At 68.3% G+C, this 17794-nt stretch carries 20 protein-coding genes; 10 read left to right on the plus strand and 10 right to left on the minus strand.

What is annotated here, in order from left to right; genetic code table 11:
* Positions 1–115: 115 nt before the first annotated feature.
* The 5 genes from PUT80_RS15230 to PUT80_RS15250 form a co-directional block, all read right to left on the minus strand.
* Entirely contained in the window at positions 116–994 is an 879-nt protein-coding gene (locus PUT80_RS15230; RefSeq protein ID WP_343076884.1) for an SAM-dependent methyltransferase, read from the minus strand.
* Positions 995–1024: 30 nt separating this feature from the next.
* Complete coding sequence (locus PUT80_RS15235) at positions 1025–1927, minus strand: helix-turn-helix transcriptional regulator (RefSeq protein WP_275292336.1); 903 nt, start codon at positions 1925–1927, stop codon at positions 1025–1027.
* A 157-nt stretch (positions 1928–2084) separates the two neighbouring features.
* Positions 2085–2315, minus strand: coding sequence for a DUF397 domain-containing protein (locus PUT80_RS15240; RefSeq protein ID WP_009081852.1), 231 nt, complete (start codon positions 2313–2315; stop codon positions 2085–2087).
* 968 nt (positions 2316–3283) lie between these two features.
* On the minus strand, positions 3284–3430 hold the full coding sequence (locus PUT80_RS15245) for a hypothetical protein (RefSeq protein WP_275292337.1): 147 nt from the start codon (positions 3428–3430) through the stop codon (positions 3284–3286).
* A gap of 210 nt (positions 3431–3640) precedes the next feature.
* A complete protein-coding gene (locus PUT80_RS15250; protein WP_275292338.1) occupies positions 3641–4516 on the minus strand; it encodes a helix-turn-helix transcriptional regulator in 876 nt (291 codons plus the stop codon).
* Between the two features lie 103 nt (positions 4517–4619).
* Between PUT80_RS15250 and PUT80_RS15255 the strand changes: the two genes are divergently transcribed.
* Together PUT80_RS15255 and PUT80_RS15260 are read left to right on the plus strand one after the other, a co-directional pair.
* Positions 4620–5525: an MBL fold metallo-hydrolase gene (locus PUT80_RS15255; protein WP_275292339.1), complete on the plus strand. Its 906-nt coding sequence runs from the start codon at positions 4620–4622 to the stop codon at positions 5523–5525.
* 10 nt (positions 5526–5535) lie between these two features.
* On the plus strand, positions 5536–6840 hold the full coding sequence (locus PUT80_RS15260; RefSeq protein WP_275292340.1) for a carboxylesterase family protein: 1305 nt from the start codon (positions 5536–5538) through the stop codon (positions 6838–6840).
* Positions 6841–6843: 3 nt separating this feature from the next.
* On the opposite strand, the gene PUT80_RS15265 is transcribed toward PUT80_RS15260, so the two are convergent.
* Positions 6844–7626, minus strand: coding sequence for a helix-turn-helix transcriptional regulator (locus PUT80_RS15265; RefSeq protein WP_275292341.1), 783 nt, complete (start codon positions 7624–7626; stop codon positions 6844–6846).
* Positions 7627–7774: 148 nt separating this feature from the next.
* On the opposite strand from PUT80_RS15265, the gene PUT80_RS15270 reads away from it, so the two are divergent.
* Positions 7775–8365, plus strand: coding sequence for a nuclear transport factor 2 family protein (locus tag PUT80_RS15270; RefSeq protein WP_275292342.1), 591 nt, complete (start codon positions 7775–7777; stop codon positions 8363–8365).
* A gap of 75 nt (positions 8366–8440) precedes the next feature.
* Here the strand turns inward: PUT80_RS15270 and PUT80_RS15275 are convergent, their stop codons facing one another.
* Positions 8441–9082 carry a hypothetical protein gene (locus tag PUT80_RS15275; RefSeq protein WP_343076885.1) on the minus strand — a complete coding sequence of 214 codons (642 nt, stop codon included), beginning with the start codon at positions 9080–9082 and terminating at the stop codon, positions 8441–8443.
* An 87-nt stretch (positions 9083–9169) separates the two neighbouring features.
* Between PUT80_RS15275 and PUT80_RS15280 the strand changes: the two genes are divergently transcribed.
* Together PUT80_RS15280 and PUT80_RS15285 are read left to right on the plus strand one after the other, a co-directional pair.
* Positions 9170–10375, plus strand: a complete 1206-nt coding sequence (locus PUT80_RS15280) for an MFS transporter (protein ID WP_275292343.1) — start codon at positions 9170–9172, stop codon at positions 10373–10375.
* 59 nt (positions 10376–10434) lie between these two features.
* On the plus strand, positions 10435–11208 hold the full coding sequence (locus tag PUT80_RS15285; protein ID WP_275292344.1) for a hypothetical protein: 774 nt from the start codon (positions 10435–10437) through the stop codon (positions 11206–11208).
* A 6-nt stretch (positions 11209–11214) separates the two neighbouring features.
* Here the strand turns inward: PUT80_RS15285 and PUT80_RS15290 are convergent, their stop codons facing one another.
* Entirely contained in the window at positions 11215–11610 is a 396-nt protein-coding gene (locus tag PUT80_RS15290) for a PaaI family thioesterase (RefSeq protein ID WP_205670028.1), read from the minus strand.
* A gap of 31 nt (positions 11611–11641) precedes the next feature.
* Between PUT80_RS15290 and PUT80_RS15295 the strand changes: the two genes are divergently transcribed.
* Entirely contained in the window at positions 11642–12223 is a 582-nt protein-coding gene (locus PUT80_RS15295; RefSeq protein ID WP_275292345.1) for a TetR/AcrR family transcriptional regulator, read from the plus strand.
* Between the two features lie 4 nt (positions 12224–12227).
* Here PUT80_RS15295 and PUT80_RS15300 read toward each other — a convergent pair whose 3' ends face one another.
* Positions 12228–12809: a TetR/AcrR family transcriptional regulator gene (locus PUT80_RS15300; protein WP_275292346.1), complete on the minus strand. Its 582-nt coding sequence runs from the start codon at positions 12807–12809 to the stop codon at positions 12228–12230.
* Positions 12810–13393: 584 nt separating this feature from the next.
* Between PUT80_RS15300 and PUT80_RS15305 the strand changes: the two genes are divergently transcribed.
* From PUT80_RS15305 to PUT80_RS15320, 4 genes are all read left to right on the plus strand, one after another.
* Positions 13394–13741, plus strand: a complete 348-nt coding sequence (locus PUT80_RS15305) for a lactococcin 972 family bacteriocin (RefSeq protein ID WP_275292347.1) — start codon at positions 13394–13396, stop codon at positions 13739–13741.
* A gap of 113 nt (positions 13742–13854) precedes the next feature.
* Entirely contained in the window at positions 13855–14811 is a 957-nt protein-coding gene (locus tag PUT80_RS15310) for a hypothetical protein (protein ID WP_275292348.1), read from the plus strand.
* Positions 14812–14843: 32 nt separating this feature from the next.
* Entirely contained in the window at positions 14844–16115 is a 1272-nt protein-coding gene (locus tag PUT80_RS15315) for a hypothetical protein (protein WP_275292349.1), read from the plus strand.
* 3 nt (positions 16116–16118) lie between these two features.
* The gene (locus tag PUT80_RS15320; RefSeq protein ID WP_275292350.1) at positions 16119–16784 is read left to right on the plus strand and encodes an ABC transporter ATP-binding protein; all 666 of its coding nucleotides are present in this window, start codon (positions 16119–16121) and stop codon (positions 16782–16784) included.
* On the opposite strand, the gene PUT80_RS15325 is transcribed toward PUT80_RS15320, so the two are convergent.
* On the minus strand, positions 16764–17756 hold the full coding sequence (locus PUT80_RS15325) for a helix-turn-helix domain-containing protein (protein WP_275292351.1): 993 nt from the start codon (positions 17754–17756) through the stop codon (positions 16764–16766). The two genes, PUT80_RS15320 and PUT80_RS15325, sit on opposite strands and share 21 nt — an antisense overlap.
* Positions 17757–17794 lie beyond the last annotated feature (38 nt).

Below are 17794 nucleotides of genomic sequence, written 5' to 3' on the forward strand. Positions count from 1 at the left end.
TATTTGCCATCAGACCGCGCACATCACCTGGCGAAACACTGGTGAAGCCTACCTGCCGCGCCCGGCCGCTCGCGGGAGTGCCCGCGACCACCGGCCGTGGTCGCGGGCGCCGCGCTCACTCCTTGCGGGCCACCCCGGCGAGCAGCAGCGACTCGTTCGCCGCGTCGAGCGGGATGGTCCGGTCGTCCGGGCCGGCTTCCTCCGGATGCCACAGCGGGGTCCAGGTGACGCCGGGCTCGAGCAGGGTGAAGTCTCCGAACAGGGCGGTGATCTCGGCGCGGTCGCGGTAGATGAGATCGGTGCCCGCGGCGGCGTAGCGTTGTTTGGCGTCGGCCAGCAGCTGCTCGCAGTGCGGCGGGACGCCCTCGTCGGTGACGTGCGACAGCGCCAGATATGACCCGGGAACGAGGAGTTCGCGGTACGCGGCGGCGACGCTGGGGCCGAGGTCCGCCGTGCTTTCGCTGCCCGGCGCGGGCGGCTGCTCGATGTGCAGGACGCAGATGAGCAGCAGCGCGATCGGCTGGTCGAGGTCGATGACGCCCGATCCGGCGAGCAGGGACCACAGCCGTCGCGGGTCGCGCAGGTCCGCGTGCAGGGCGACGTGCCGGGCCGGGTCGCCCTTTTCGCGCAGCAGGCTGGTGGAATGCGCGACAGCGACCGGTTCGCAGTCGACGTACGCGACCTTCACCTCGCCCGGCGCGATCTGCTCGGCGATTTCGTGCGCGTGCCCCATCGTGGGGACGCCGGATCCGAGGTCGACGATCTGCCGGATTCCGGCGCGCACCAGATGCCGGACCACCCGGTGCAGAAACCGCCGGTTGGCCTGGGCGATCGGGCGCACCGTCGGATAATCGCGCAGCATCCGCCCGGCGAACTGCCGGTCGATTTCCCAATTCGCGGTTCCGCCGAGGTAATAGTCGTAGACGCGCGCCACGCTGGGACGGCTGAGATCGATCCCCGGCGGCGGAAAGGACTCGTGCTCCAGGCCAGTCACCGGTTTCTCCTCGTGGTCGACGGCGCGGGATCAGCGTAGCGTCTCTCCGGCCCGGCGGGGAGAGGGCGGACGGACGCTGAGCAGATCCGCCTCGGCTTCTTCGAGCAGAATTGCCGATTCCTCCGCCGAAAGGGCGACACTCGAAAGGGATTCCCACGATTGCAGATCGGTGTCGTACGTTTCGGTGTCGTTGAGGAAAGACTGAACGCCGTTCGACGTTTCGGCGAAAGAACGGTCGAGCTTGCTGTTGACGAACTGCAAAATGGTGAAATCGGGGCCGACGTGCAACGGGCCTTTGTCGAACGGCACGAACCGGATGGTCGCCCAGGGGCGGGTGCGGGCGAGGGCGAGCAGATGCCGGACCTGGCCGAGCGCGACGTACGGATTGTCCGTGCGCGCCCGGGTCAGCCGGTGGACCGCGCTTTCGCTGAGGAGGAACTTGTACGTCCGGTCCGGGTGGTCGTCGAGCAGCTTGGCCCGCAGTTTGCGCTCGTGCACGGCGTCGGTGACGTCCGTGCGGCCGTAGGCCTGGAACTGCTCCATCATGTAGTCCTCGGTCTGCAGCATCCCGCTGATGCGCTCGCCGGTCCACTTCAGGATGATCGCGGCCTCCTGCTCGGCCTCGAACACCGGATGGAACCAGGCCGGGCTGGCCGCGAGGCGCCGCGCGTTCCACACCCGGTCGGCGCGGGCGGCCAGGTTGTAGTGCCGCATCCGCTCCGCCTCGGCGGAATCGATCTCCAGGACGTCGATCCATTTGTCGAGCAAATGCGGATGGATCCGCGTCTTGCCGCGCTCCATCTTGCTGATGTTCGGCTGCGTGTAGCCGAGGGCGTCGCCGAGTTCGCCCTGGGTCAGCCCGCGTTCGACGCGGGTGGCGACGAGAATTTTGCCCAGTTCGACAAGCTGGGCCTCGACGGAAAGCCGGCTCACGAGGCGCGAGCCGTCCGATCGGGGGAGAAAACCACACCTTTTCCGGGCACGAAATCATGATAGTCCCTCGCATTACCGACGGCCAGGACGGACGGGTTCGCCCGGTTGTCCGGAGGCGGCGCCGAATGGGGGACCGGGGCGGGCGATCTGTGCGCGATCAGCGGTCGAACTGCCCCTCGCGCAGCGCGCCGGCGAATGCGGCCCATTCCCGATTGTCGAAGACCAGGGCGGGAGAACGGCCGATCTTGGAATCCCGCACCGCGACGACGTCGGGATCGCTGAGATTGATCTCGACGCAGTCGCCGCCGTTGCCGCCGCACGCCGACGGCCGCTGCCAGGCCGCGTCGTCGAGCGAAGAACTCACGGTGTTCGGATCGTAGGAACTCATGGTTTCGTCCTTGTCAAGCCGATGACCTTCTTCGGAATATTCAAACCTCAGGATCGAGGAGGGAATAGGGCGAAGCAAGGCGCGGACTTGCACCGTGCCGAAATGGCCCGATAGGTTCACCTGTTTGGCGTCGGGACAGTTTTCTCGCGGTGATCGCGGTCATGGCGTTGTCCTTTTCCTGGCCGGGATCTGTCCAATGCCGCGGTGTTAGCGGCCGGTCGGGAGCTTTCCGGCGGGCCGTCGCCGGGGCGCCGGAAGCCGGGTGGGCAAGGCATGTCAGAATATTCTGCCTAGGCGGGGCAGGTATGCATATTCCAGTCGGCAGATGCCGTGCGGTCTGCGATAAACGGAGAACGCCGCGGTGGGTTGGCTGAATGCCAATATTCTTCGGCGGTCCGGCTTTTTCGGTAAAATCACTGGTCAGGGCTCCCTGTGGCATCCGGTGGCGCTGCGGTCGCAGTTCTCGGTGATCGGTTCTCGTCGAGCACAGATTACCACTCTTGTGAGTGATGAAAAATTGTTCTCGCTGCGCTAAGAATCGCTGCCGTCTTCCGGTCCGACGAGGGTTCCGCTCCCTGCCGGGGCTTCGCGTGCAGTGCTGTGCCATGCCTGTTAACGCAGGTCGGAGCCGGTGGGGACGGTTGCGAGCCGGAGTTCGGCCGGGGAGTTCGTTGTCGCCGAAGTTACCGGCGCCGTCCGGCAGAACCGGCGGACGATATTGCGCACGGTAGTTCGTCGTGTCTCTTTGCCGTTAACCGACAGTTGGATGCCGCTGGGCGAGACGACCGTCAGTGGGTATCGAGTTCTGTGTGCGCTCGTGGTCAAGATGAGAAGTATCGAACCGGGCCGCGCGCCCGGAGAGATGGATGTGGCCCCCTGCTGGAACAGGGGGCCACGGAGTTGTCTGAAACCCGCTTCTAGGCAAAGGAACAGACGCGATGACTGTACCGCCGGAGAACACCGATCCGCTAGACGACGACCACGCCGGAAGGGTGGAACGCGTCGAATTCGGGGCCGCCGTCGCCCCGGCCCGCGGCGGGAAACGGATCGCCACCCGCGACGAGATGCTCGCCGCCGCCACGAAAGTCTTTGCCCGCCGCGGCCCGGGGCGGCACCGCAAGCCGGTGGCCAGGGGCCGGTGGGTGTGCGCGGCGTCGGAAACGCTGTCGTGGCTGGCACCGGTGTTGTGGGGGGTGCCTGCAGCTGTCTTTCGCCGCGAGCGTGATCAGCGCGGTGGCGCTGCTGATCAGCCCGGTGGTCGGGGTCGCGGTCGCCGGGCTGGTGCTGATCTGCAGCGTCGTGCTGTTCAACCCGGCCCGGCCGAGTCATCGCCGGTAGGTGTCGTATTCGGCCGTTTCCGGAAGGCTCGCCGGGGCGCTGACCTGCCGAAGCAAGGTCAACGCCTCCTCCGAGGCCGACCCCTCCGGAGTGGTGCACACGATCAGCACCTGCTCCGGCGACCGCGCCACCGACAGCGTCTGCTGGGTCACCGTCACCCGGCCGACCACCGGGTGCCGCAGTTCGTACGAATCGGCGTCACAGGGCCCGACCCGGTGGTCCTGCCACAGCGAGACGAACTCCGGGCTCTTCATCGTCAGCTCGCCGATCAGTTCGGCCAGCAGCGGGTCGTCCGGGTGTTTCCCGACGGTGATGCGCAGGTTGCCGACCACCGCGCGGGCCTTGCGTTTCCAATCCGCGTACAGCTCGCGGCAGTGCGGGTCCAGGAACAGCATCCGGCTCAGGTTGGGGCGTTGGCCGAGGTCCAAGTGCCCGGCCAGCAAAGCGTGCCCGAGCGGGTTCCACGCCAGGACGTCCGTCCGGCGGCCGAGCACCAGCGCCGGGACGCCGTCGAGCGCGCGGAGGAGGTCGCGCGTTTCGTCGGCCAGCTTCTCCGGGCGGGGACGGCGCGGCTGGGGCGTGCGGCGGGCCGCCTCGGCGAGGCGGTCCAGGTGGGCTCGTTCGTGGGTGTCGAGCTGCAGGGCGCGCCCGATCGCGTCGAGCACCTCGGCGGACGCTCCGCGCGAGAGGCCCTGCTCCAGCCGCGTGTAGTACGAGACGCTGACGCCGGCCAGGTGCGCCAGCTCCTCCCGGCGCAGTCCGGCGACCCGGCGGCGGGGTCCGACGTCCTGCAGGCCGACGTCGGACGGGCGCAGCCGGGCGCGTCGTGCGTGCAGGAAGTCTCCGAGCGGGCCAGCGGTCATGGGTTCCACTATCCGCCGCGGTGAGATATCACTGCCACCCCCTGCGCGGGGTAGGAAAACGCGGGAGTGGTCCGGGCGGGCCGGTCCGCGCAGGCTCGGTCGCATGGACGAGATCATCCTGGGCGACGTCACGGTCACCCGCGTCAAAGAGTTCTCCGGGTCGGTCGAGATGGGCCCGGACCAGTTCTTCCCGGACAGTCCGGCGGGCTCGTGGGACGAGCATCGCGGCTGGCTGGCCCCCGATTTCTGGGATCCGGAGACCGGCGAATGCCAGTCGGCGATCCAGTCGTGGCTGCTGCGCAGCGAGGGCCGCACGATCCTCGTCGACACCGGCGTCGGCAACCACAAGGACCGGCCGTACGCGCCGGTGTGGAACCGCCTCGACACCAGCTACCTCGATCACCTCGCCGCCGCCGGTGTGTCGCCCGAGGACGTCGATGTCGTGATCAACACTCACCTGCATATCGACCACGTCGGCTGGAACACCCGGCTCGACGGCCGCGCCTGGGTGCCGACCTTCCCGAACGCCACGTACCTGATGCCGTTGCGGGACTTCGAGTTCTGGGATCCGGCCAACGAAAACGAGACCGTGCTCGGGCGAGGGAACCAGAACGTCTTCGAGGACAGCGTCGCTCCAGTGCGGCGGGCGGGGCAGGTCCAGCTGTGGGACGGGACGCACCGGATCGACCGGAATCTGCGGCTCGACCTCGCGCCCGGGCACACTCCCGGCTCCTCCGTGCTGACGCTGGACTCCGGCGGCGACCGGGCGCTGTTCGTCGGCGATCTGGTGCACACCCCGTTGCAGATCGCGGAGCCGGAGACCAACTCCTGCTTCTGCGAGGACCCGGCGGAGGCGCGGGCGACCCGGCGCACCCTGCTCGGCCGCGCCGCGGACGACAACGCGCTGCTGTTCCCGGCGCACTTTCCCGGTTCCGGCGCGGCGGAGGTCGAGCGGGACGGGTCGAAGTTCGCGATCAAGAAGTGGGCCGGGTTCTCCCGGATCTCCTGAAGGGATTCTCGTGTCTCAGCAAGAACATCCGGTCGTCGAGACCGCGGCGGGCGCGGTGCGCGGCTTTCGCGACGCGGCGGGCGAGCTCTACCGGTCCATTCCCTACGCCGCGGCCCCGATAGGGCCGGGCCGGTTCGCTTCGCCGGAACCGCATCCGGGCTGGTCCGGAGTCCGCGACGGTACTCAGCCGTCGCCGACCGCTCCACAGCCCACGCGCGACTTCGGGCGACTCGACATGACCCCGTACTTCGGCCCGGGCTGGGTTCCTGGCGAGGAATACCTGACGCTCGACGTGCGTACCCCAGCGGCGGACGCTGGTAACCGTCCAGTCATGGTCTTCGTGCACGGCGGCGGGTTTGTCACCGGTTCGACCCGCGCCGCACTCTACGACGGCAGCGCTTTCGCCCGCGACGGGATCGTCCTCGTGACGGTCAACTACCGGCTCGGCATCCCCGGTTTCCTTGCGCTGGAAGGAGCTCCGGACAATCGCGGGCTGCTCGACGTCCTCGCCGCACTCCGGTGGGTGCGCGATTCGATCGCCGCGTTCGGCGGGGATCCGGGGAACGTCACGGTGTTCGGGCAATCGGCGGGGGCGACGCTCACCTGTGCGCTGCTCGCTGCCCCGGAGGCGGTCGGACTGTTCCGGCGCGCGATTGTCCAAAGTGGAAACGGCACGGGTGCCTTCACCCCGGAGCAGGCGCAACGGGTCACCACGGCCGCGGCTGCCGCATTGGGCGTCGAGCCGACCGCGGCGGCGTTCGGGGAGATCTCTGACGAGCGGTTCCTGCAGATCTTGCCTGCGCTGGCCGGGCTGGACCTGCACACCGCGACCGCTGCTGATCCGCTCGCCGGCCTCAGCCCGTTCAGCCTGGTTCTGCCGGTACAGCCCGCCGACAGCGTGGTCGGCGACGTCGACCTGCTGATCGGCACGAACACCGAGGAGGGACGGCTTTACCTGGTTCCGCAAGGAAAACCGGACGACACCGCCGACCAGCTTGGCGAGTTGTTGTTCGGAACTGGCACCGCTCGGATGGCACAGGCGCACGCTGAGACCTCAACCGCCGGCCGCACGTATGTCTACTCGTTCGGCTACCGTTCCACAGCCCTGGACGGACGTCTCGGCGCGGCGCATACCGTCGAGCTGCCGTTTGTCTTCGATCTCGCGGATGAACCGTGGCTGCACGGCGATACCGGTTTGCTGGGCCCATCCGCTGCTCCGGCTGGTTTGGCGGCGGAGGTGCACGCGGCGTGGGTCGCGTTCGCGCGGACCGGGGAGCCGGGCTGGGCGGAGGGTGAACTGCGTCGGTTCGGCTGATTCTCACCGAGTCATGGCGGTCTGGCGTCGGAGTTCGGTTTGGTAGCTGCCTGGTGTCTGGCCGAGGATGGCGGAGAAGGTCTCGATGAAGCTGGTCGGGTTGGCCCATCCGCAGCGCAGCGCGGTGTCGGTCACCGAACGGCCCTGTCCGAGGTACACCAGCGCGTGCTGGATCCGCAGCTGTGCGCGCCACTGCGAGAAGCTCATCCCGAGTTCCGTGCGGAACAGCCGGCTGAGCGTCCGCTCGCTGGCCCCGACCGCCCGGCCGAGTTCGCCGAGCGTGGCGGTTTCGGCCGGGTTCCCGCGCAGGCGATCGGTGACCGCGCGGAGCCGGTCGTCGACGGGTTCGGGCAGGTAGACCGCCTGCTCCGGGAGTGCGGTCAGCTCGTCGACCAGCACCCGGAGCAGCCGGTCGCCGACGTCCGGCGGCAGGGGCGCGCCGCCGGTCAGTTTCAGGATCGCGGCGCGCAGCAGCGCCGAGACGGTGAAGACGGTCGGTGTGGCGGGGAGTGCGGAACACAGCTCGGCGGGCACTTCGAGAATGCTGATTTCGGTCTCGCCGTACGCGCGGTGGCCGTGCTCGAAGGAGGGCGGCGTCCACGAGATACGGTCCGCGGGCGCGACCCACGTGCCCCGCTCGGTGGTGGTGGCCAGCAGCCCGCTCGCCGCGTACAGCAGCTGCCCCCGCGCGTGCTGATGCGCGGCGACCCCTTCCCCGTGGGCCAGCGACCAGCGGCCCTGGATGGGATCGTCGCCCGACCAGCAGAGGTGGCGGCGTTTCGGCATCGGCTCCCAGGATACCGCCGAACGGCCTGCCGGTGATCTTGGCGGGATCCCGGTATCGCCTGTCCGACGGGCGGTGGTGGCGGGTTCTCCGCCGGGCGAAGCTGGTGAGGCAGGGGTGTAGATTCCGTTCGAGATCAGGAGAATCGCTATGCCAGAAGAAGTGCCCGCCGCCGACCGGCAGGCGATCGCCGACTTGACGACCGGTTGGATCCATCGCGACCGGGAGGACTGGGACGCACTGGCGAAGCTCTTCCACGACGACGCGACCCTGACGATCCTGTGGTTTTCCGGACTGGCCAAGGATTTTGTCGAGGGATCACGGCGGATGAGCGGCGGACCGTTGCGCAGCAAGCACTTCATCGGCACTCCGGTCATCGAGGCCGCCGGCGACCGTGCCTTCGTGGAGACCAATGCGATGCTCGTCGCCGATCACCTCGAACTGGGAATCGGCGTGACCGTCCACAACAGATTCCTCGACCGGATCGACCGCAGGGACGGCGTCTGGCGCATCGCGCGCCGCGATTCCGTCTACGACATGGGCGGCTTCACCTATCCCTACGGGATTCGGCCTACTGACGATCTTGATCCGCTTCGGCATCCGCGCGAGTACGCCGCGTTGGCGTATCTGCTGGAGCACAGTGGACATCAGGTTCCCGATACCTGTCCGACCCGTTTCAGCAAGCGGGAACAGGAAATCATCGAAGAAGGCCGCACCTGGTTGCGGGGAGTCCGCGCATGACTGGCAGCCGGACTGCGCTCGGCCGCATCGGCGAGCGCGAAGCTCGACGCGTCCGGCGGCGTCGGCCGGTAGCGGTCACGAGTCCGCGGGGCTGATCTCCAACGGGGCGGCCGACCCGCCGTCGAGTTGCTGCCGCCGGGTGACCGCGTGCTCGAGCTGCCGCGCCAGATGCGGGACGTTCGCCGAGGTCAGGTAGGTTTCCGCGCCGGCGTCGAGCAGCCGCCGGACCGGGCCGTGGTAGCTGACGCCCAGTTCCGGGTCGTCGACCTCGGCGAGGACGACCCGCGCCTTCGGGAACTGCGCCCGCAGCCCGCCGACCAGCTGCGGACTGACCGGCGGCACGAGCAGCACGTCGGCGGTCGCGGGTGCCGAGTGCAGGTCCAGCACGAGGTAGTCGGAGCCGAGTTCGGCGGACAGCGACATCCGGGCCGAGGCCGACAGCTTCATCGCGGTGGCGACCACTGTCACGTCGTCGTAGTCCGTCCGCGGCGGTTCGGGCCGGGCACCGGCGCTGGAGACCGTCGCGACTGGGTTGCCGTCCCTGGTGAGAATCAGGTTTTCGCCGGGTCTGAGCGACTCGATGAGGTCTGCGACGTCCTCGGGCAGACGGCCGACGTCGATCTGCCGCGCCCGCTCGCCGGTCATGATCGGACCGGTCGGCTCGGCAACTTTCCGGAGCGCGGCGACCGCGGTGGTGTCGTCATGGAACTCGATCATCCCACAAACCGCGGCGGCTTGTCCGGTCCTTCGGGTGATGGCGGATTTTCGCCAGCGTTCGCGTGCGGTCCTTTCTACGCTCGGCCCGTGCATTCGGAGAACATTCGCGGTCCTGTCGTCTGGTTCATTTCACTTGCCGCCGCGCTGGGCACCGCGGCCGTCTACCCGCTGCAGCCCGCGATCGCCGAGGTCGGCGGAGCGCTCGGCACGTCCCTCGGTTCGGTCGGCGTCGCGCTCGCCTGCGGGCCGGTCGGCTACCTGTGCGGGCTCGCGCTGCTGGTGCCGCTCGTCGACCAGTTTCCACCGCGCTACGTCCTGTCGGCGCAGTTCGGCGCGCTTGCCGTCGCGTTGGGACTGAACGCGATCGTCGGCCAGGTGTGGCTGCTCGGCCTGGTGCTCGGCGTGCTCGGCGCGTGCTCGTCGGCAGGGGCCGGGCTGAGTTCGGTGACCGCCCGCCTGGCGAGCCCGGACCGGCGCGCTACCGCGCTGGGAATCGTCACCGCCGGAATCTCAGCGGGCATTCTCGCGGGCCGCATCGTCGGCGGCTGGCTGTCCGACCTGATCGGCTGGCGCGCGATGCTGGGCGTTTTCGCCGCCGGATGCGGGGCGGTCGCGGTGGCGGTGCTGCTCGTGCTGCCTTCGGTGACCGGTACGAACAATCGCGGCTACCTTGCCACGTTGCGCTCGATTCCGGGCCTATACCGGCGATATCCGGTGCTTCGCCTCGCGGCGGTCCGGGGAACGCTCTGGTTCTTCGCGTTCTGTGCGGTGTGGTCCGGGATCGCGGTTGCCCTGTCGAAGCCGCCCTTTTCGTACTCCGCCGAGCGGATCGGGCTGTACGCTTTCGCTGGCATATTAGGAATTCTCGCTACCCGGATCGCGGGAGCGTGGACCGATCGCGTGGGCGCGCGCCGGGTGATCCTTTGTGGACTGAGTCTCGCCGGAGCGGCCAGTGCGGTGCTGGCTCTCGCGTTGCCGAGCACTGTTTCAACGTTACTGTGCTTGGCGTTGTTTGACGCGGGGCTTTTCGCGGCGCAGGTGGCGAATCAGAGCACTGTGCTGGCGATTGAGCCAAGCGCGCCCGCGCGGTTCAACAGTGCTTACATGGTGGTGTATTTCGCCGGGGGAAGCCTCGGTACGGCGTTCGGCGCGACTGCGGCGGAGCAGCTCGGCTGGCCGTTGACCGCGTTGGTTACCACTGCGGTGATCGTGGCCGCGGGTGTCATCACGCTGCTCGCTCAGGGCGCGGAACATCCGGCTGAGGGCGTGGAATCGGTCGCGGCGCGGAACTAGGAACGCGCGCGGCACGTCGGAGAGCCGTATCCGCAGCGCGCCTTGAGAGGATCCCATCGGTGAACGACGACTGGCCGGAGCAGGCCGACGGCTGGGAACTCGCCCGGCACGACCGGGTCGAGGCCTACCGCAAACGCCTCGCCAACAACGTCACGGTCACCGCGACCTGGGACGGCAGTGTCGGCACCGGCCGGGTGGAGGCTTACGTCGAACCGGCCGGGATCGGGCGGACGTTGAGCCGGAGCCGCAAGGATCTCCGCGACAAGGAAGCGTTCTGGACCGCCGCGCACTCCGTGCTCGAAATGGCCGCGAACCTGCCGTCGCTGGGCCAAGGACACGAAAGCCCGGCCGAGCTGGTGCTGTTCGGAGACGTCGCGGGGACCGTCGAAGCCGAACCGGGCAGTGCCGGGATCCCCGAGGCGGAGCTGACGTTCACGCTGACTGACGGCCGCAGCGTCGCCCTGCGCCTGTCCGACGAGCAGGCATTCGACCTGTGCCGCCGCATCGATCGGCTTGACGACCACGTGTGGTCTGTGGAACGAGAGGAATCGGCGGACTCCTTCGCGGAAACCGATGCCGAAGTCCCGGATGCGCGCGGGATCCAGTCGAGCCCGGACACCGCCCACGACGTGGTCGCGCTCCTGGGCACGCAGTTCGGGGTCGGCGAGGACCATCTCCTGGCGTACGTCGACTGGTCGGCGGTGATCGTGGTCGGCGAACCCGCAGTCAGCTCGCTGATCGCGCGGCGTGACGAACTGGCCGCGGCGGTCGGTCCGCGTTGGCAGCCCGCCGTCGTCGACCGGCCGGGGGAGCGATGGGTCGTGCTGAGCTGACGTCTTTCAGCTTGGGCGCAGGTATGTCAGCGTGTGGTGGGAGACCTGCCGTCCGGCGTCGTCGGTGACCGTCGCGGTGCCGTAGATCGTGCGACGGCCGGTCCGGGTCAGGGACGACTCGCAGGTCAGGTCGGACCGCGCGGCGCCGAGGAACGCGGTCGTCATGTTCACCGTGACGGCCGGTTCCTCGGGACCGAGCGCGGAGAGGATCGCGATCCAGCAGGTGACGTCGGCGAGCGTCATGGCGCAGCCGCCCTGCAGGACGTTGCCGGGGCGGAAAAACTCCGGACGGGCGGGCAGGGAAAGAGTCGCGGCGCCCGGCTCGACCGCCTTCACCACCAAACCCCACCACGGCCCGAACGGGCTGCTGTCGATGATCTCCTGAGCCCGCACCGTGTCCACGCTCAGAAACATAACATGATTAGGTAGATGGATGCGGCGAACGAACGAGGAACGGTCCCGGACCACCCGCCACGACCTGGTCGAGGCCGCGCGGTTGCGCTTCGCCGAGCAGGGCTACGCGGGTACTTCGCTGGCCCAGATCGCCGCCGCGGCCGGGATTACCACCGGCGCGGTCTACCACCACTGGGAGAACAAGCAGGAGCTGTTCCACGCCGTGGTCGAGCAGGTGCACGCCGACCTGCACCGGGTGTTGCGGTCCCGCTCCGGTGGCACGGCAACGCCGTCCGACCGGCTCAAGGCGTCCGGTTCGCTCTTCCTGCGCCGGTGCGCGGACCCGGCGGTCGGGCGGATCCTGCTGGTCGACGGCCCGTCCGTGCTGAGCCAGGAACGGTGGCGAAACTTGGACGAACAGTGGTGGCGGGAGCCAACTGTCGCGTTGCTGCGCGAAGCGGGCGGTTCTGGCAGCGGTCTCGAAGAGCTCGCTGTCGCGTTGCTCGGATCGCTTACCGCGCTGGGGCAAGAGATCGCGCACGATCCGCGTCCGGTGCGGATTCGGCGGTGTCAGCAGGTGTATCGGACGCTGGTGGATGCGGTCTCAGGTCAGGTGAACTGAGATATTACGAAGCAGCAAGAAGAATCGCTGCCTGCACTGCTTCCTCGGTGCGCACCGCATCACCACGCCGCAGCGCGTCCTCGGCTAGTTTTTCCAGTCCTCCCAACAGGATCAGCGCTCGGTTCCGCGACAGCGGAGCGCCGCCGGACGCGCGGAATTCGTTGCCTGCCGAGATGGCGCGGGCGACGTCGATGTACGCGTCGTAGTTCAGGTCCGGAGCGTCAAGCAGCGGTACGTCGTGGAGGTAGCTCAGCATGAGCGCGCGCCGGGCCTCGACGACGCCGATCCACGCCGTGACGAGCTGGCGGAGTTGCCTCTGCCAGGGCGCGGTGCGGTCGACCGCCGCGGCTACCTGCGCGGATCCGGTCGCGGCGGCTTCCTTGAGCAGGGCGGCCAGGCAGGCTTCCTTGGAATCGAAGTGCTCGTAGAAGCCGCGGCGGGAGGTGTGCGCGCGGCCGACGAGGTCGCCGATCGTGATCTTCGGGAAGCGTTTTTCCGCGAGCAGCGACTCCAGCGCGCCGGTGAAGCGGCTCCGGTAGGCGCCGGGGCGTTCGACTGGCGGATGCGGCTCTGCTGCGCGTGACACCGCGCGGGTCCTTCCTGTCCGCGGTTGTCCCGCGATTCTACCAGTCCGGCACCGGCCGGTATTCCGAAACGGGAGCGCGATATCCGAGGAATAGCAAGGGAGGAAAACGCGCGGCGGCATTCGGCGGCGCTGGCTGGTCCGGGTGGCAGTAACGCCGGCGACGCTCCGGGAGCGGTTACGCCATCTCAGTGACATGACGGGAAGACGTTTGGCCGATTGCGGGTACGTTCGGTAGTGTTTTGTTCCAGCGTCAGATTGGGGAGTCGAGCGCTAGGGGGATCCAGGTGTTTTCACCGTTTTTCTTCACGCCGCGCGCTAGACGCGGCACTCTGTGACGAAATAGCTGTTACCGCAGGTCAGCGGGTCTAGTGACGGGTGCGTGCGCGCCTGTTCTGATCGACCGCGCCTGCTCGCCGGAATGCTCCGGCGCATGCGTCCCGCCGGCGTTGGGGGCCGGCGGGGACGACGCGGCTGTTCTCGTCCCGGCATTACCGTGCCGAGGATAAAACCTGAATGTTTTTCGTTCAGGCTGGGGGAACATCCGCTCAGGGGAAATCAGGAAAAAGAATGGGGAAATCATGACAATGGGGTCTGCGTCTCTGAAGATCGCCAGGGTGGCTTCGGTCGCTTCGCTCGCGGTCGTCATGTCCGCGGGGATCGTTTCGGCCGCGAACGCGTCGCCGTCCCGGGTGGCTGCCCCGGCGAGCTGCGGCAGCGCCGGCGGCGGCACCTGGTGCCACGGTTCCGGGAGCGACGGCATCTGGAAGGGCTGCTTCTCGAATTACAACCACCCGAGGAACTACCACAGCTCGACGGCGGCCATCGGCGGCGCCAACGACAAGCGGTACGCGTCGGCGGGTTCCTGGTCCAACGCGCACACCAGGGCGGGATGGGCCTACACCTGCTACACGTACTACAACCCCAACGCGTGATCGTGGCCTGACGCTCCGGGCATGATCACCACGGCGCGGTGCCGGGCCAACGGGGTCCCGGCACCGCACCTCCACCGCAGCAAGCACGCAGCAGCGACGAGAGCGAGCTTTCCGTGCGACTGATCCTCTCTCTTCTTTTCGCGGGAATACTGTTCGCTGTTCCGGCGGTCGTCCTGATGGACGTGGTTCTCGAACAGGAAGCGCACAGCGAGACCGCGGCGGACCGGATCGGGGTGCCGTTCGTCTGGCCGGAACGCCCGCAGACCGCCGATCCGGAGACGACGCTGCGCATTCTCGCCGAAGCGGCGGAGAAGACCGGTGCCACGGTTGTGCGCACCACCGTGAGCATTCAAGCGGACCGCAAGCACATCACGCATTACGTCTTGCTCGGTGGCGATCGGACGGCGCTGTTCGGCGAATTCGCTCTCGCACAAGGACGTTGGCTGAGCCCAGCGGAATCGCGGAGTGGTTCGGCGACCGTCTCAACGTCCGGCAAGGCGGGAAACGTCGGGGTGCCAGCGGTTTTCGCGGACCGATACGAGCTGACGTTCGCGCCGTTGCGCCAGGCGTTCGATTCTTTGCCCAGTTCCGGCCAGTACGTGGTGGACGCTGGGCCCGCCACAGACCGTTTTCTCGGGCTCGTCCGCGAGCGGTTGGCGGAAGCGGGCGTCCCGGACGCTGAGCTGACTCTGCCGCAGCGCGGATCGCGGCCGACGACGGAACCCGGGCCAGGGCTGCGAATCCTGGCGTATCTGCTGGCCGGCGCGTCCACTGTGGTCATTGCGTTCCGGTTGCTGCGCGAGGGAAAGCGGATCGGCGTGCTCCGCCTGGTCGGGCATCCGACGGCACGGATCTGGTACGAGGTCGTCGGGAGAACGCAGATCGGCGCCACTCTCGCGGGACTGGGTGCGTGCGCGGCAGTCGTGCTCGTCTCGCCCAGCGTGGACTCGTCGTTCCTGTTCGCGGTGGCGCCGGTGACGGCCGCCGGGTTCGCGGCGACGCTGGGCATCGGGCTGCTCGTCGTCAACCGGGTGCGCATTTCGGATCTCGTCAAAGGAAGTCTGCAGTGAATCACAGGACGCGACACCGCTCGCCTTTCGGTTTGTCGATCGCCGCACCGGCCGTGGTCAAGGCGGTCTGCGGCGCGATTCTCGCGGTGCTGGCCGTGGTGGTCTGGCAGCAGTTCTCCGAACTGGCCAAGCAGCAGGATTTGCTGGCGCCGTGGGAGAAAGTCCAGGGCTATGCGGTCTTCTACCCGCGCATGATCGGAAACGACCAGCAGGAAATGGAAACCGGGGGCAACGCGTCGTCGGTCGCGGAAGCCGGCGACCTCTATCCGGTGCTCGACCGGGCAGGCGCGCTCTTCGTCGACGCCGCCAACTACGAGCCGGGCACACCGCCGGATCCGACGTCGCGCTGGCCGGTGCCGCCGATCCGGGTCAACACGCATTACCTCGAGCAGTACCCGATTCTGGACGCCGCGCGGAAGCCGATCACGGTCGCCGCCGACGATCCGGAGTGGGTCGTGGCCGTTCCCGAGCAGTTCAAGCCGCGGGAAGCGCAGATCCGCCAGCTCCTTCAGGAAACCCGCACCGGCGGTCCGGGAATCACCGGGGCGACGCAAGCGGAACAACGCATCACCGGTGACCAGCCGCGGTTCACGAGCCAGCGCGTCCGGATCGTCTGGACCGCGTCCGGGCAAGGCGTGTTCAGCTACGATCCGCAGGTCAATCCCGGGCACGGGAACCTGATCACCGACCCGATCGTCGAGATCATGACCCCGGCGAACAGCCTCACTGTCGACCGGCTCAACGCGATCACCGGCGGTCTGGACACCGGGCTCAAGGTCCGCGTCGGCGACGATCCGGCCGGCACGCTGGCCGCGCTCGGCCCGAAGCTGAAGCAGCTCAAACTCGACGACAACCTCCAGCACCTCGTCACCGTGCACCAGGCCATGGCCGCGCAACTCGACCAGGTGCGCGGCGGGATCACGCAGATCGCCGTGTTCGCGGGTGCGGCGCTGTTCGTCCTGATCGCCCTGACCGCGGTGATCGTGCTCATCGGTTCCGACCGGCTGCGCCGCCGGCTCACGGTGCGCAGACTCCACGGCATCGGCTTCGCCCGTTCGTACCGGGAACTGCTGATCGCCCTCGGCACCACGTGGCTGGGCCAGACCGTGCTGGCTGGGATCGGACTGGCGGTGCTGGCGATGAACACGCTGTCTCCGGCGGATACCACGGCAGGCCCGCTGGACCGGTTACCGGAGCTGGCTGCCATCTCAGTGCTCTCGCTGGCGATCGAGGCGATGTTCGTGGTCGTGACCGCTCGCATCCTGGAGCGCCGCAACACAGTCAACCGCTTGAAGGAGCTGTGACCCATGGAATTCTCGTGCGAACTCCGCGGAGTCCGGAAACAGTACGCTGCTCACCTGGACGATTTCGCCCTCCGCGTCGAGCCAGGCGAGTTCACCGCGCTGACCGGCGCGAGCGGGGCCGGGAAGTCGACCGTCCTGAACCTGCTCGGCCTGCTGGAATCGCCGGACGGCGGCGAGGTCCGCCTTTTCGGCGAACGCGCGCCCCGGCCTCGCTCGCGGGCGGCGAATCTGCTGCGCCGCAACCGGTTGGGCTATCTGTTCCAGAACTTCGCGCTCATCGACAACGAGACGGTCGAGCACAATCTGGAGATCGCGCTCACCTACGCCCAGCGTGGGACGCCGAAGCAGGACCGGATCAAGGAGGCGCTCGCGCAGGTCGGGCTGCGCCGGTCGGAACACCGGAAGATCCACTCGATGTCCGGCGGCGAACAGCAACGCGTCGCCGTGGCGCGGCTGCTGCTGAAACCGTGCGACCTCGTCCTGGCCGACGAACCGACCGGCTCGCTCGACGCCAAGAACCGGGATCGGGTCCTGGACCTTCTGCAGAAGCTCAACGAGGCGGGCAAGACGATCATCGTGGCGACGCACGACGAAGCGGTGGCCGGGCGGTGTTCGCGGGTGGTGGATCTGTCGGCCCGCGAGGCGGAATCAGTCGCCATCGGGCACTGACGCCGCAGGAGTTTTCGCGGGTCCGGCATCCGGTCCCGGCCGGAATACCTTCCGGTACGCGCCGGGCGTCACCCCGACCGCCTGGCCGAACTGGGAACGGAAATTGCTCGTCGTGGGGAATCCGGTCTGCGCGGCGATCCGGTCGACGGTGTGGTCGGTGGTTTCGAGCAGTTCCTGAGCGTGGCGGATGCGCACTCCGGCCACCCATTGCATGGGGCTTTGGCCGGTTTCGTCCTTGAACCGCCTGGTGAGCGTGCGCACGCTCATCCCGGCCGCGTCCGCGAGATCCGCGAGCGCGAGGTCCCGGTACGCGTTTTCCTCGATCCACGGCAGGACCTGGTCGAGCGTGGTCGGGCGGCTGGGCGCGCGGTTGCGGACGATGTATTGCGCCTGTCCGCCGGGCCGGTGCAACGGCGCGACAGCGAGGCGGGCGGCGTCGGCCGCGACCGCGGTTCCGTAGTCGTTCTGGACGATGTGCAGGCACAGATCAATTCCGGCTACCGCACCCGCGGAAGTGAGGATTGTCCCGTTGTCGGTGTAAAGCACATCGGGGTTCACCTGGACTGCCGGGTACTTCCGCTTGAATTGGTCGGCGGCGAGCCAATGCGTGGTCGCGTCCAGGCCGTCGAGCAAGCCTGCTTCGGCGAGGGTGAACGCTCCGACGCAGATCGACGCGATTCGGGTACCGCGATCCGCGGCGGCCCGCAACGCGTCGAGGACGGCTGGCGGGGTCGGCGCCAGCGGGTTCTCCCGTCCGGGCACCACGATGAGGTCGGCCCGCTGGAGGGCGTCCAGGCCCTCGCTGACTGACAGCCGCAACGGACCCGCCGCGATGTCGCGCTCCGGACCGGCGACGAGCGTCCGGTACCCAGGGCGGCCGTCCGGGAGCCGGACGCGTCCGAAGGTCTCGATCGGGGTGGCCAGATCGAAGGGGATCGCGTCCGGGAGAGCAAGCACCGCGGTGGTGTACATCCCTGGATGGTAAGGCATCTCCGGTGTGGCCAGATACC

The organism is Amycolatopsis sp. La24, assembly GCF_029087445.1.
Lineage (GTDB): Bacteria > Actinomycetota > Actinomycetes > Mycobacteriales > Pseudonocardiaceae > Amycolatopsis > Amycolatopsis nivea.

Excerpts from the sequence above, each read along its gene's own strand:
- PUT80_RS15270 (WP_275292342.1), top strand. The coding sequence starts at position 7,775 with ATGCCAGAAGAAGTGCCCGCCGCCGACCGGCAGGCGATCGCCGACTTG.
- PUT80_RS15305 (WP_275292347.1), top strand. The coding sequence starts at position 13,394 with ATGGGGTCTGCGTCTCTGAAGATCGCCAGGGTGGCTTCGGTCGCTTCG.
- PUT80_RS15265 (WP_275292341.1), bottom strand. The coding sequence starts at position 7,626 with ATGCCGAAACGCCGCCACCTCTGCTGGTCGGGCGACGATCCCATCCAG.
- PUT80_RS15295 (WP_275292345.1), top strand. The coding sequence starts at position 11,642 with ATGCGGCGAACGAACGAGGAACGGTCCCGGACCACCCGCCACGACCTG.
- PUT80_RS15325 (WP_275292351.1), bottom strand. The coding sequence starts at position 17,756 with ATGTACACCACCGCGGTGCTTGCTCTCCCGGACGCGATCCCCTTCGAT.
- PUT80_RS15240 (WP_009081852.1), bottom strand. The coding sequence starts at position 2,315 with ATGAGTTCCTACGATCCGAACACCGTGAGTTCTTCGCTCGACGACGCG.
- PUT80_RS15250 (WP_275292338.1), bottom strand. The coding sequence starts at position 4,516 with ATGACCGCTGGCCCGCTCGGAGACTTCCTGCACGCACGACGCGCCCGG.
- PUT80_RS15275 (WP_343076885.1), bottom strand. The coding sequence starts at position 9,082 with ATGATCGAGTTCCATGACGACACCACCGCGGTCGCCGCGCTCCGGAAA.
- PUT80_RS15255 (WP_275292339.1), top strand. The coding sequence starts at position 4,620 with ATGGACGAGATCATCCTGGGCGACGTCACGGTCACCCGCGTCAAAGAG.
- PUT80_RS15320 (WP_275292350.1), top strand. The coding sequence starts at position 16,119 with ATGGAATTCTCGTGCGAACTCCGCGGAGTCCGGAAACAGTACGCTGCT.